This window comes from Streptomyces sp. NPDC031479 (genome assembly GCF_055581065.1).
The window spans coordinates 31,040-43,631 of record NZ_JBVIKC010000061.1 but is presented as its reverse complement, the minus strand read 5'-3'; the positions used below and the strand labels follow the sequence as shown (position 1 = coordinate 43,631).

Genomic DNA, 12,592 nt, shown 5'->3' with positions numbered 1-12,592 from the left:
CCCCCCCCCCCCCCCCCCCCCCCCCCCCCCCCCCCCCCCCCCCCCCCCCCCCCCCCCCCCCCCCCCCCCCCCCCCCCCCCCCCCCCCCCACCGGCCACTCTGGGGAGAGCGCAGGGCAACGTGTTCGACTTTCTTGATTCCGGGCAGTACGACCTGCTCGGAGCCTTCTGGGTGACGGTTCAGCTCACCCTCTACTCGGCGGTGGGCTCCCTGATCTGGGGCACCGTCCTGGCCGGGATGCGGGTCAGCCCGGTCCCGCTGCTGCGGGGCTTCGGCACCGCTTACGTCAACCTGGTCCGCAACACGCCGCTGACCCTGCTGATCATCGGCTGCTCACTGGGGCTGAACCAGACCATGGGCGTCACGCTGGGCGGCGGCACCTTCAAGGAGACCGGCTTCCGGCTCGCGGTCCTCGGACTGATCGCCTACACCGGCACCTTCGTCTGCGAGGCGCTGCGCTCGGGCATCAACACGGTGCCCGTCGGCCAGGCCGAGGCCGCCCGCGCGCTGGGGCTGAGCTTCACGCAGGTGCTCACCCTGATCGTGCTCCCCCAGGCCTGGCGGGCGGTCGTCGCCCCGCTCGCCAACGTACTGATCGCGCTCACCAAGAACACCACGGTGGCGGCGGCCATCGGCGTGGCCGAAGCGGCCCTGCTGATGAAGGAAATGGTCGAGAACGAGGCGGACGCGCTCTTCGCCGTCTTCGGGATCTTCGCCCTCGGCTTCTGTCTGCTGACCCTGCCCACCGGGCTGCTGCTGGGCTGGGTGGCCAAGCGAGTGGCGGTGAAGCGATGAGCTCCGTGCTGTACGACGTCCCGGGCCCCAAGGCCAAAGCCCGCAACCGGATCTACACCGGGGTCTTCCTGGTCCTGCTCGGCCTCCTCGCCTGGTGGGTCCTGTCGGCCATGGCGGACAAGCACCAGCTCGACGCCGACAAGTGGACCCCCTTCGTCACCGACGGCCGGATCTGGACCACCTACCTGATCCCCGGCCTGCTGGTGACCCTGAAGGCCGCGGCCATCTCCATGGTCATAGCCCTGCCCCTGGGCGCCCTGCTGGGCATCGGCCGGCTCTCGGACCACGCCTGGGTGCGCATCCCGGTCGGCACGGTCGTCGAGTTCTTCCGCGCCATCCCGGTGCTGATGCTGATGCTCTTCGGCTCGGCCTTCTTCGTCCAGTTCACCGAGGTGCCCTCCGACTCCCGGCCGCTGTACGCGGTCGTGGCCGGCCTGGTCCTGTACAACGCGTCGGTAATCGCCGAGATCCTCCGGGCGGGCGTGCTCTCCCTGCCCCGCGGCCAGACCGACGCCGCCAAGGCGATCGGCATGCGCAAGGGCCAGACCATGGTCTACGTCCTGCTCCCGCAGGCGGTCACCGCGATGCTGCCCGCCCTGGTCAGCCAGCTCGTGGTGATCCTCAAGGACACCGCGCTCGGCGGCACGCTGCTCGGCCTCACCGAACTGCTCGCGGCGAACCGGCAGGTCTCGGCGAACTACAGCAACACCATCGCCACCCTCGTGGTCATCGCCCTGATCTTCATCGCGGTGAACTTCGCGCTCACCAGCTTCGCCTCCTGGCTGGAGGGGCGGCTGCGCAAGTCCACCAAGAGCACCGGCGCCGTGGTCGGCGCCGGTGAGGTCAGCGACATGGCCACCGGCCAGGCGGTCTGACGCCGGGTCAGCGACAAGACGTAACCTGTGTGGTGCGGCGGAGTCTTCCGCCGCACCACACCGCTACGTCCGGACGGGTGTCACTTGACGCAGGCACCTCCAGTGGGTTGCATACGTTCTGTGATCACATACCGGACATCGGGAGCCCTGCCATGGACCCGGTGATCGTCGTCGGCGCGGGCCCGGTCGGACTGTCCCTGTCCCTCGCCCTGGCCGGCCACGGCGTACCCTCCGTCCTCCTCGACGAGGGGCCCGGCAAGGACGAACCCCGGCCCGCCCGTTCCGTCGTCCTGCACGGCGACACCGCCGCGATGGTGCACCGGCTGGGCTGCGCCACCCTGCGCGACGAGGGGGCGCACTTCGCGGCCTGGCGCACCATGCGGCGCCGTCAGGAGATGCGCCGGATCACCTTCGAGGACGGGCCCGCGCCCCTGCACCTCCCGCAGCACGCCCTCACGCGCGGCCTTCGCGACGCCGCCGCCGCGCACCCCCTCGTCCAGCTGGTCACCGACTGCAAGCTGGACTCCCTGGAGCAGGACGGCCGCGGGGTCACCGCGCACACCCGGGGCTCCGAAGCCACCTGGTGGCGCGGCAGCCACCTCGTCGGCTGTGACGGGGCCCGCTCCACCGTGCGCAAGCTGCTCGGCATCCGCTTCCCGGGGCGGACCGCCGTGGAACGCCACGCCGTCGCCGCGCTGCGCGCCGAACTGCCCTGGCCCGGCGAGGCCTTGCTGCACCGCAACCCGCCGTCCGGGCCCGAGGAGGTCACCGCCCGGCCGCTGCCCGACGGGGTCTGGCGGCTGGACTGGCTGCTGGCCGCACGCGGCGAGCTGGTCACCCCGGACGCCCTCGTCACCCTCATCCGGGACACCCTCGCGGGGTGGTGCGGGGGCACCACTCCCCCGTACGACCTGATCGACACCGGGGTGCACACCCTGCACCACCGGCTCGCCCGGCGCTGGCGCGACGGCCGCGCCTTCCTCGCCGGGGACGCGGCGCACCTCCTGGGCGCGCTCGGCACCCAGGGCGTCGAGGAGGGGCTGCGCGACGCGGAGAACCTCGCCTGGAAGCTGGCCCTGGCCTGGCACCAGGGCGCCTCCGAGGCCCTGCTCGACAGCTACGAGGGCGAGCGGCGCACCGCCGTCGCCGCCCGGCTGCGCGCCGCCGACCAGTCCCTGCCGGCCCTTCGGGGCGGCGGCGGCCTGCGCACCCTGCTTCCCGGATCCGCGCGTTCCGCCGAGGCCCTGCTCACCGACGGGCACCTGGGCCGGGGCCCGCTCGGCGCGGAGCCGGTGTACGCCCCGCCGGTGGCCGTACGGGAGGTACCGACGGCGACGGAGCCGGGCGGTCCGGTGGCGAACGTACCCGTCACGGCACCCGACGGGGCCACCGTGCCGCTGCGTGACCTGCTGGGGCGGGGCCGGCTGCTGGTCCTGCTCGTCGCCCCGGGCACCGGGGTGTGGGACCGGCGGCACTGGCAGAGCGCCGGGCTGATGCCCCGGCTCGCGGCGGCCGTGAGCGCCCTCCCGGTCCGTACCGAGCTGCTGGTCGCGGACTCCTACCCGGGGGCTCCGGCCCACACCGTGCTCCTCGTCCGGCCCGACGGGCACCTGGCGGCCACCTTCGCAGGGGTCCGTCCGGCGGAGCTGTACAAGGCGGCGGACGCGGTCCGGGCCGGTGCCCCGGACGGCGCCCCCGCGGCGGCTCCCTCCCCCGCTCCCTCCACCACGCCCACAGCCGTGATCGATTGACGCTCCCGGGCACGCGTGGTTCACTCACCGACATGACCGGCAACGACGTACGCCTGTGGCGGAGGGTCCACATGGACCTGCTCCGCTACGCGGGCTGCGTGTGTCGCCCTTCCTGCTGATTCGCCTTCCCTCCGCGCGCCCCGTGCCCTTCCGGGCCCGCGCGCACCTTTCGCGAACCCCCAGGACGGTCATCGCATGTCTGCCCCCGCGCCCACGCACGCTCCGGCCCCCGCGCACGCCCCTGCCCGCACCGCCGCGCCGACTGCGGCGGATCTCCTCGCCTTCGCCCTGCGCACCGCCGCCGACCCGGCGGTCGTGGACTCCCTGCCGCTGGATCCGGAGGGCCGCACCTGGATCCGGCTCGACGGTCCGGGCGGCAGCGAGGCCTGGCTGATCGGCTGGCCTCCCGGCACCGGCACCGGCTGGCACGACCACGCCGAGTCCCGGGGCGCCTTCGCGACCGCGCGGGGCCGGCTCACCGAACGCTCCCTGGCGGTACGGCTCCCCTCGGAGGGCTGGCAGAGCCTGGAGCTGGCTCCCGGAGTGGACCGCAGCCGCACCCTGGCCGCGGGCGCGGGACGCGGCTTCGGGGAGCACCACGTCCACGAGGTCCTCAACGAGTCCCCGGACGGGCACGCGATCTCCGTCCACGCCTACTACCCGCCGCTGCCGTTGATCCGCCGCTACGGCCGCAGCGGACCCGTCCTCACCCTGGAGCAGGTCGAGCGCCCGGCGGACTGGCAGTGAGCGCCCCGGTCGGCATCGACGAGCTGCTGGAACGGGTCCGCGCGGGCTACACCCGCATCGCACCGCGGGCCGCCCACGAGGCGTTCCTCGACGGGGCCCTGCTGGTGGACATCCGCTACCAGGCGCTGCGCGAGCGGGACGGGCTGATCCCCGGCGCGGTGGTCGTCGAGCGCAACGAACTGGAGTGGCGGCTCGATCCGCAGGGCTCCCACCGTCTCCCGCAGGCCACCGGTCACGGCCTCCGTGTCGTGGTGATCTGCAACGAGGGGTACGCCTCCACGCTGGCCGCGGCCTCCCTGCACGCCCTGGGGCTGCACCGGGCGACGGATCTGACGGGCGGCTTCCAGGCCTGGAAGGCGGCCGGCCTCCCCGTCGTTCCCGCCTGACGCCGGGCCGCCCCATCGGTTTCGGGCCGCCGCCCCGGCTCCGTCCGGAGCCCGGCGGCCCGAGGCCACCCCACGGATCTCCGAGCCGCTCCGGGTACCCGGTCTCGGACGCGGGTTTCGGACCCGAGGCCCTCTCGGACCGGGGATTCGGGGCCCGGGGTCTCGGCCCCGGGTTGCGGACGCGCGGGTCGTGGACGCCCGGGTTGCAGACGCCCAGGTCGCGGGACCCGGGACTCAGGACCCGGGCCTCAGAGTCCGGGACCCCCCGGGTACCCGAGGTCGTCGGCGTCCTCGCCCTCCGATTCCAGGGCGCGCCGGACCACCCGCAGGGCCATGCCCTCCGGGTACCCCTTGCGGGCGAGCATCCCGGCGAGGCGCCGGATCCGCTTGTCCCGCTCCAGGCCCCGGGTGGAGCGGAGCTTGCGCTCCACGAGCTCCCGGGCCGTGCACTCCTCCTGCTCGGAGTCCAGCTGCTCCAGCGCCTCCTGCACGAGGGTGGTGTGCACCCCCTTGGTCCGCAGCTCCTGCGCGAGCGCCCGGCGGGCGAGCCCCCGGCCGCGGTGCCGGGACTCGACCCAGGCCCCCGCGAAGGCGGCGTCGTCGATCAGGCCCACCTCCTCGTACCGGGAGAGGACCTCCTGCGACACCTCCTCGGGGATGCCCCGCTTCTCCAGGGCGTCCGCGAGCTGGCGCCGGGTCCGCGGCATCCCGGTGAGCAGGCGCAGGCAGATCGCCCGCGCCTGCTCCTCGGGACTCTGGGGCGGCAGCTCCTGGCGGCCCTCACGCCCGCCGCTCGCGCCGCCCCTCTCCTGCTCCCGCACGGGTCAGCTCTTGGCGACGGCGGCCTTGGCCGACGTCTTGGCCTTCGACGCCGGGGCGGGCACGGCGGCCGCGGAGTCGGCCGATGCGGCGGCCGGCTCGTCGCCGGCGGCGTCCTTGCGGACACCCACGCCCAGCTTCTCCTTGATCTTCCGCTCGATCTCGTTGGCGAGGTCGGGGTTGTCCTTCAGGAAGTTGCGGGCGTTCTCCTTGCCCTGGCCCAGCTGGTCGCCCTCGTACGTGTACCAGGCGCCGGCCTTGCGCACGAAGCCGTGCTCCACACCCATGTCGATCAGGCCGCCCTCGCGGCTGATGCCCTGGCCGTAGAGGATGTCGAACTCGGCCTGCTTGAAGGGGGGCGCGACCTTGTTCTTGACGACCTTGACGCGGGTGCGGTTGCCGACCGCGTCGGTGCCGTCCTTGAGCGTCTCGATGCGGCGGATGTCCAGGCGCACCGAGGCGTAGAACTTCAGCGCGCGGCCACCGGTGGTGGTCTCGGGCGAGCCGAACATCACACCGATCTTCTCGCGGAGCTGGTTGATGAAGATCGCGGTGGTCTTGGACTGGTTGAGCGCGCCCGTGATCTTGCGGAGGGCCTGGCTCATCAGGCGGGCCTGGAGACCGACGTGCGAGTCGCCCATCTCACCCTCGATCTCCGCGCGCGGCACGAGCGCCGCGACGGAGTCGATGACGATCAGGTCGAGCGCGCCGGAGCGCACCAGCATGTCGACGATCTCCAGCGCCTGCTCGCCGGTGTCCGGCTGGGACAGGATGAGGTTGTCGGTGTCCACGCCGAGGGCCTTGGCGTACTCGGGGTCGAGCGCGTGCTCGGCGTCCACGAAGGCGACGGTGCCGCCGGCCTTCTGTGCGTTGGCCACGGCGTGCAGGGTGAGGGTGGTCTTACCGGAGGACTCCGGCCCGTACACCTCGATCACACGGCCGCGGGGCAGCCCGCCGACGCCGAGGGCGATGTCCAGAGCGGTCGACCCGGTGGGGATGACCTCGATGGGGTCGTTCGGCTTGTCGCCGAGGCGCATGACCGCACCCTTGCCGAATTGCCGTTCAATCTGTGCGAGCGCGGCGTCGAGAGCCTTCTCGCGGTCGGTGCCTGCCATGGGTTCCACCCGGTTTGCTTGAGTCGATCGCTTCACGCCATTGACGCTAACGCCTGCCACTGACAATGCGCTCCCACACCCGTTCCGGCTGTGGATAACCCATCAGAATGGATGTTCGATTTTCCTGTCAAGCGGCCCCCTCCCCTGCGCGCCGCGCGCAGCTGAGCGGCGCCGCCGGCCTGGGTTCGCCGGCCCCTGATCCGGCTGCGTCCGATGGGGCGAGCGGGCCGGATCGGGGCGGACGTACAGTCAGTCCTCCAGGCGGACCGGCATCAGGATCGAGAAGGTGCCCTCGTCGTCGGGCCGGCGGATCGCGATCGGCGCCGTCGGGGCCCCGAGCTCCAGCAACAGCCGGTCCCGGGCTCCGGCGGCCAGCGCGTTCAGCAGGAACTCACGGTTGACCGCGACGCGGTTCGGGTCGTCGTCGCTGTCCGCGCAGAGGGTCACCACGCCGCCGCCCTCCACCCTGAGCACGCTGAGGTCGGGCGCTCCCGCCTCGGCCGCACGGACAGGACCGGTCTCCAGGGCCTTCCGGAAGGCCGCCACCTCGACGAGGGCGCGGCGTCCGCCGGCCGCCGGCAGGAGACGACGGTAGTCGGGGAAGTCGTGGTCAAGGCACTGACCGGCCGCCTCCCTGTCCCCGGCCTCCAGGGTCACGCGGCCACCGTCGACGCAGAGCCGCACGGGTCCCTCGCCGTCCGACAGCGCCCGCATCGCGTCGACGAGCGGGGCGGGCACGATGACCTGCACTCGGCTCCCGTCGTGCCCGGCGACGCCGGCCCGCGCGACAGCCATGCGGTACCGGTCGGTGGCCACGACATGGAGGCTCTCCCCCTCGATGTCGAACAGGACACCGCCGAGCATGGGCAGCTCCGGGTCGGTGCTCACCGCGAAACGGACCGTGTCCAGCGCGGCTGCCAGCTCGGGCGCGGCGATGGACAGCCGGACGGCGGCGATGCGGAGCGAAGTCATGGCGTTCTCCCTGTGACCGAGTAGTGCTTGGAGCGCGGAGAACTCGCTGCGGGCATCGGACAGCCCTCGTTCGATGCGGCGCAGGTGTGCCTTGAGCAGCTTCCGGACCAGGTCGGTGTCCGCGCCGGACCAGCTGGCCAGCACCAGCCGGATGTCCGCCAGCGGCATCCCGGCCCGGCGCAAGCGGGCCAGCACCCGGGCCTCTTCGAGCTGCTCGGGTCCGTACCAGCGGTATCCGCTCACCGGATCCACCCAGGCCGGGACCAGCACACCGGCACGGTCGTAGAACCGCAGGGCACTCACGCCCAGGCCACTGTCGCGGGCCATCTCGCCGATGCTGCGCATGTCGTTCTCCACACCCGGCACTCTGGGCCCTGCACAAGGTCGAGGGTCAATACGGCTCCGGCTGCCCCATACGGATGACGCACCGGAGTGATCCCCACCGGTCAGCCACCTTCCACGGAGCACGGCGGGGCCGCCGGCCGCCCGGGTGGGGGCGGGCGGCGGCCCCGGTGGGCGCGCGGAGGGGATCAGTCGGGGAGGCGGTCCGTGATCCAGACGGCCAGTTCCTCGGTGATGGCCGTGTGCACGGTGGTCGTGGACGAACAGCGGAAGTCGTCCAGCTCGCTCTCCTCCGGGCTCATGGCGTCGATGCGCGCGTACAGGTCGTCCTGCTCCTCGACGTCGCGGACCGCGACCGCGCTGACCGCGGGGACGAAGCACACGTCCTCGTGCCGCAGGTCCGCCTTGCCGCCGAGCTTCTCCATCGCCTCGGCGAGGATCCCGTACGTGTGCAGGGTTCCGCCCGGCGCGCCGTCCATCTCCGGGAAGCCGCTGGTCGTAATGGTCTTCTCGGCCTTGGGGAACCTGCGGTTGAGGTAGGCGACCGTCACGTCGTCGCCCTGGGCCTGGGTGTAGAAGGTGGTGCCCGGGTAGATCCGGTCGATCCGCAGCGCGACCTCGCCGGGTCCCACGTCCGGCAGGCCGACCCCGTCGGCGCGGCCGTTGGCCACGCCGATCTTCATCGGGATCTGCGGCCAGCCGCCGACCCGCTCCAGGGCGGCCAGGAACTCCGTGCGCTCCGGGGCGACGCCGATCTTGCCGGTGTCCTTGTCGTAGTGCTGCCACAGCATCTGGCGCGCGGCCGGGCTGTTCATCTGCCTCGCGAAGTCGTTCGGGAACGGGATGAAGTGCGAGAACGCCTGCACCCCGACCGGGACGGAAGCACCGCGGTGCGGGCTGTCGTAGGAGAAGTACAGCCCGGTCCGGTGGTCCATCCGGAGCGTCTCCAGCCTGGCGAGCGCGTAGCGGGTGACGATGCCGCCCATGCTGAAGCCGCCGACGACCAGGCGGGTCTCGCCCACCTGCTCGGCGACGGCCCGCTGGATGGCCGCCTCGGCCGCCTGCGCGTTGTCGAGGATCGACGCGGTGCGCTCCTCGAAGCCGAGCAGGATCACGTCCCTGCCCCGCCGGCGCAGCTCGCTGATGAACGGGAAGCCGCTCTCCAGCCCCTGGTAGAGGACCTCCAGCTTGCTGCGGCCGAGGCTGAAGCCGTCGGCCATGATCACGGGCCGGGTGAGGTGGCGGTTGCCCTCGCCGAGGAAGACCCACGCGAAGCCGTTCGGAAGGATCCACTCCTCGTGCTCCGGTACGTCGATCGGAGCGGAGGGTTCGGCGGTCAGCGGACCGCCGAGGGTGAACGAACCGACGTTGGGCTCGGCCGTCTCGGACATGGTCGTACTCCTTGGGGGAGGGGTGGGGGGAGACGAGGTCATCATGGAGGGCGATTCGGCCGCTTCACTCCTCTGACCTGCAAGGTTCACCACATTTGATGGAGCACCCACGGAATGGGTTTAGTGCCCCTGGCATGTGCCCGTGGCCTGTTCTCATCGCTCGCCCGTTCCATCCCCCGGGCACTCAGCCGGTGATGGCGGCGCCGAACCAGCGCCGCAGCGGGACGGACAGGCCCTCCTGGTCCGCACCGACCCACACCACGTGGCCGTCCGGCCGCAGCAGCACGGCGGGCGCGTCCGGTTCCCCGCCGGCATCGACGACGTGGTCGACCCGGTCCGCCCAGCCCGCCACCGACAGCAGGCCGGTCCGGTCGAGCAGCAGGCCGCGACCGCCGCGCATCAGCTCGTAGAGGCGCCCCTGCTTCAGCTCCACGTCCCGCATGCGCCGCCCGAGCAGGTCGTGCCCCTCGCCCAGGTCGTAGCGGACCCCGACCGCGGTGATCTGCTCGGTCACGTACCGGTTGACCACCTCGAAGTCCATCAGCTGCGAGACGAACTCCCGCAGCGCCCGCGCGGCCGGATCCGCCCCGAGCAGCACCCCCTGCGCGAGGGTGCTGTGCAGTACGCGGGCGCCCTCCGCGTGCCGTTCGTCGTGGTAGCTGTCCAGCAGCCCCGCGGGCGCCCAGCCGTTGACCTCCGCGGCCAGCTTCCAGCCGAGGTTGAACGCGTCCTGGACACCGAGGTTGAGGCCCTGCCCGGCGGTCGGCGGGTGGATGTGCGCCGCGTCCCCGGCCAGCAGCACCCGGCCGACCCGGTAGCGCTCGGCCTGCCGGGTGGCGTCGCCGACCCGTGAGATCCAGCGCGGCGAGTGCGCGCCGAAGTCGGTGCCCGCGAACTCCCGGAGCCGCGCCGTGAACTCCGCGAAGGTCGGCGCGGTCGTACGGTCCTGCACCGGCCCCCCGTCGGGCACGATGACGCGGTACGCCCCGCCGCCCAGGGGAACGGCGCCGAACCGGACGTGGGTCTTGCGGATCTCCCCGATCACGGCGGCCAGCTCCGCCGGTTCCGCGGTCAGCTCCACGTCGCCCAGCAGCGTCTCGACCTTGGTCGGCTCGCCGGGGAAGCCGACGCCGAGCAGCTTGCGCACCGTGCTGCGGCCGCCGTCGCAGCCGACGAGGAAGCGCGAGCGCAGCCGCGTGCCGTCGGCCAGTTCGACGTCCACCCCGTCCTCGTCCTGCGCCAGCCCGGCCAGTTCGGCGCCGCGCCGGATCTCGGCCCCGAGTTCCACGGCCCGCTCGGTGAGCAGCCGCTCGGTGACCGTCTGCTCGATGGCGAGACCGTACGGGTGCGCCGTGTCCACCCCGTCGGGCCACGGCTTGATGATGGCCGAGAAGAAGCCGCCGGCCTGGAAGCGCTCGCCGTGTGCCAGGAACCGGTCGAGCAGGCCGCGCTGGTCCATCACCTCGACGCTGCGCACGTGCAGCCCGCGCGCCCGGGACAGACCGGACGGCTCCGTCAGCTTCTCCAGCACGACCGTCCGCACCCCGGCCAGCCGCAGTTCGGCGGCCAGCATCAACCCGGTCGGTCCACCACCCGCGATGATCACGTCGATCATTGCATTCCCCCTGTGTTCGTGCAGGTCATAGCTTCGATGGGTGATTCTGCGGCACCGACCGGGCCTTGCCGCAAGTCCGCCCGGAACGGGCCGGCCCCGCCGACGTCGATGTCGGCGGGGCCGGGGTGGTGCGGGGGTCAGGCGGGGACGACCGACGCCGTCGCTACGGCTTCGGCAGGACGCAGCCGGGGCGGTTCAGGTCGATCTGGTTGCCGGGGCCGATGCAGGGGACGAGGACGTACGTCTCCTGGGCGTAGTTGATGCCCTGGCGGACCGTCACGTTGCCGTTCTCGTCCACCTCGCACGGGTTGTTGTCCGTGCAGCGCTGTCCGTCCTCGTTGCCCGTGTTGTTGACGGCGACGACCTTGCCGGTCGTCGTGTCGATCACCGGGGAGCCGGAGGTGCCGCCGATGGTGTTGCAGGACGAGGTGTAGCGGACCGAGTCCTTCCAGGTCCAGGCGCCCTCCTTGAGGCGGTACGCGAACCCGTCGACGCTGCAGCTGTAGGTGCGCTTCCAGTACCCGGACACCACCTTGATCGACGAACCCTGCGCCGGGTGGGCGTCGTTGAGGGTGAGCGCGCCGATGCCGTACTGGCTCTGGATCTGCGCGTACGTCTTGGTCAGCTGGTACAGCGAGACGTCCGTGTCCGTCATCGTCCCGTACGCGATCTTGCTGGCGCGCAGCGTCGCGACCTTGGAGCCGGAAGCGTTGAGCAGCGAGAACGAGCGGCTGGAGGCGCGGTTGACCAGGACCTCGCCGGCCGCCGGGAAGCCGGTCTCCAGGCAGTGCCCGTTGGAGAGGACGAGCGCGGGGTCGTTCGGCTGCGAGGCGGGGGTGCGGACGACCGAGCCGGAACAGTTGCTGAGCGCGACGGTGCCCGCGTACGTGACGGCCACGGCCTGCGGGTTCTTGGCCGTTGCCCGGTCCGTGTCGTGGGGGGCGGAGGCCACGGCCGGCGCCGCCGCCGCTCCGGTGAGGAGCAGGGAGAGCAGGAGGCCGGTGAGAGGCTTGTTCATGTGGGGGTTCCCCTCTGGTGACGAATGCGACCGAAGATCCTTCGGTTGTCATGCGCATTCTCAGTTGACCTGAGTCAACTCACAAGAGGGCCTTGACAGTTGAAGAACGGGCGAGCGGCCGGGCCCTGAACGCTTCTCCCCCCAACCCCTCCCAACGGCCCCCGAGCCGGACACCGGACCCCATACCGGGGCGCAAGGGCCACCGTCACGACCTGGCCGAATATGGCCTGTTCATGGCCGGTACTCTGCGATGCCCCCGACGACGGGGGCACCCAGATTCCGCTCAGGAGGACCCATGGCCATCAAGAAGGCCACGATCCAGCAGCAGGTGGCAGACGCCCTCACCCAGGCGAACCCCACCGACCGGCCCATCGTCACCATCCAGGCCATCGCGGGCCCCAGCGTGTGGCTGATGAGCATGCTCGGCCTCATCGGCCAGGCGTTCCTGACCTACTACTTCGTCACGGTGACCGAGCAGGCGGTCGTCCTCCACAAGGCGAGCCGGATGAGCAACCGCCCCCAGGAGATCGTCTTCGCGATACCGCCCGCCCAGGCCGTCGGCACCGTCACCGACGTCAACCGCAACGCCATCTGGAGCTCGTTCCGCATCATGCTCCCCGGCCACGTGAAGCCGACGCGGATGAACGTGCACCGCACCTGGCGGGGCGAGATGGACCAGCTGGTCGGCCTGCTGAACGGGCAGCCCCAGCCCACCGCCTGACGGTGACCCCGAGCCGGCGGGCGGAGGGGACCACGTCCCCAGCCC

The 12,592-nt window shown here is 72.3% G+C and carries 13 protein-coding genes; 7 read left to right on the top strand and 6 right to left on the bottom strand.

Features of this window, described 5'->3' with window-relative positions; all coding sequences use genetic code 11:
- The first annotated feature begins 120 nt into the window (after positions 1-120).
- The 6 genes from ACZ5D2_RS37455 to ACZ5D2_RS37430 all read left to right on the top strand — a co-directional run bounded on the left by ACZ5D2_RS37455 (position 121) and on the right by ACZ5D2_RS37430 (position 4,554).
- Positions 121-795: an amino acid ABC transporter permease gene (locus tag ACZ5D2_RS37455; RefSeq protein ID WP_100660863.1), complete on the top strand. Its 675-nt coding sequence runs from the start codon at positions 121-123 to the stop codon at positions 793-795.
- Positions 792-1,670 (top strand): amino acid ABC transporter permease, encoded by an 879-nt coding sequence (locus ACZ5D2_RS37450; RefSeq protein ID WP_037688914.1) that lies wholly within the window; start codon positions 792-794, stop codon positions 1,668-1,670. The genes ACZ5D2_RS37455 and ACZ5D2_RS37450 overlap by 4 nt, the downstream gene beginning before the upstream one ends.
- Positions 1,671-1,822: 152 nt before the next feature.
- The gene (locus ACZ5D2_RS37445; protein WP_371676369.1) at positions 1,823-3,421 is read left to right on the top strand and encodes an FAD-dependent monooxygenase; all 1,599 of its coding nucleotides are present in this window, start codon (positions 1,823-1,825) and stop codon (positions 3,419-3,421) included.
- Between the two features lie 32 nt (positions 3,422-3,453).
- A complete protein-coding gene (locus ACZ5D2_RS37440) occupies positions 3,454-3,540 on the top strand; it encodes a putative leader peptide (protein ID WP_311318651.1) in 87 nt (28 codons plus the stop codon).
- Positions 3,541-3,616: 76 nt separating this feature from the next.
- Complete coding sequence (locus ACZ5D2_RS37435; RefSeq protein ID WP_371676370.1) at positions 3,617-4,168, top strand: cupin domain-containing protein; 552 nt, start codon at positions 3,617-3,619, stop codon at positions 4,166-4,168.
- Entirely contained in the window at positions 4,165-4,554 is a 390-nt protein-coding gene (locus tag ACZ5D2_RS37430) for a rhodanese-like domain-containing protein (RefSeq protein WP_468935785.1), read from the top strand. Before ACZ5D2_RS37435 ends, ACZ5D2_RS37430 begins: the two co-directional genes overlap by 4 nt.
- Before the next feature lie 248 nt (positions 4,555-4,802).
- Here the strand turns inward: ACZ5D2_RS37430 and recX are convergent, their stop codons facing one another.
- The 6 genes from recX to ACZ5D2_RS37400 form a co-directional block, all read right to left on the bottom strand.
- Positions 4,803-5,375 carry a recombination regulator RecX gene (gene recX / locus ACZ5D2_RS37425; RefSeq protein ID WP_371676372.1) on the bottom strand — a complete coding sequence of 191 codons (573 nt, stop codon included), beginning with the start codon at positions 5,373-5,375 and terminating at the stop codon, positions 4,803-4,805.
- A gap of 3 nt (positions 5,376-5,378) precedes the next feature.
- On the bottom strand, positions 5,379-6,488 hold the full coding sequence (recA, locus tag ACZ5D2_RS37420) for a recombinase RecA (protein ID WP_371676373.1): 1,110 nt from the start codon (positions 6,486-6,488) through the stop codon (positions 5,379-5,381).
- Positions 6,489-6,737: 249 nt separating this feature from the next.
- Positions 6,738-7,805 carry a DNA polymerase III subunit beta family protein gene (locus ACZ5D2_RS37415; protein ID WP_468935780.1) on the bottom strand — a complete coding sequence of 356 codons (1,068 nt, stop codon included), beginning with the start codon at positions 7,803-7,805 and terminating at the stop codon, positions 6,738-6,740.
- A 185-nt stretch (positions 7,806-7,990) separates the two neighbouring features.
- Positions 7,991-9,193, bottom strand: coding sequence for an esterase/lipase family protein (locus tag ACZ5D2_RS37410; RefSeq protein WP_371676375.1), 1,203 nt, complete (start codon positions 9,191-9,193; stop codon positions 7,991-7,993).
- Between the two features lie 184 nt (positions 9,194-9,377).
- Positions 9,378-10,808 (bottom strand): rifampin monooxygenase, encoded by a 1,431-nt coding sequence (rox, locus tag ACZ5D2_RS37405; RefSeq protein ID WP_371676376.1) that lies wholly within the window; start codon positions 10,806-10,808, stop codon positions 9,378-9,380.
- 163 nt (positions 10,809-10,971) lie between these two features.
- A complete protein-coding gene (locus ACZ5D2_RS37400; protein ID WP_468935776.1) occupies positions 10,972-11,826 on the bottom strand; it encodes a S1 family peptidase in 855 nt (284 codons plus the stop codon).
- A 295-nt stretch (positions 11,827-12,121) separates the two neighbouring features.
- Here ACZ5D2_RS37400 and ACZ5D2_RS37395 point away from each other — a divergent pair, with 295 nt between their 5' ends.
- On the top strand, positions 12,122-12,547 hold the full coding sequence (locus ACZ5D2_RS37395) for a hypothetical protein (RefSeq protein WP_371676378.1): 426 nt from the start codon (positions 12,122-12,124) through the stop codon (positions 12,545-12,547).
- Positions 12,548-12,592: the final 45 nt, after the last annotated feature.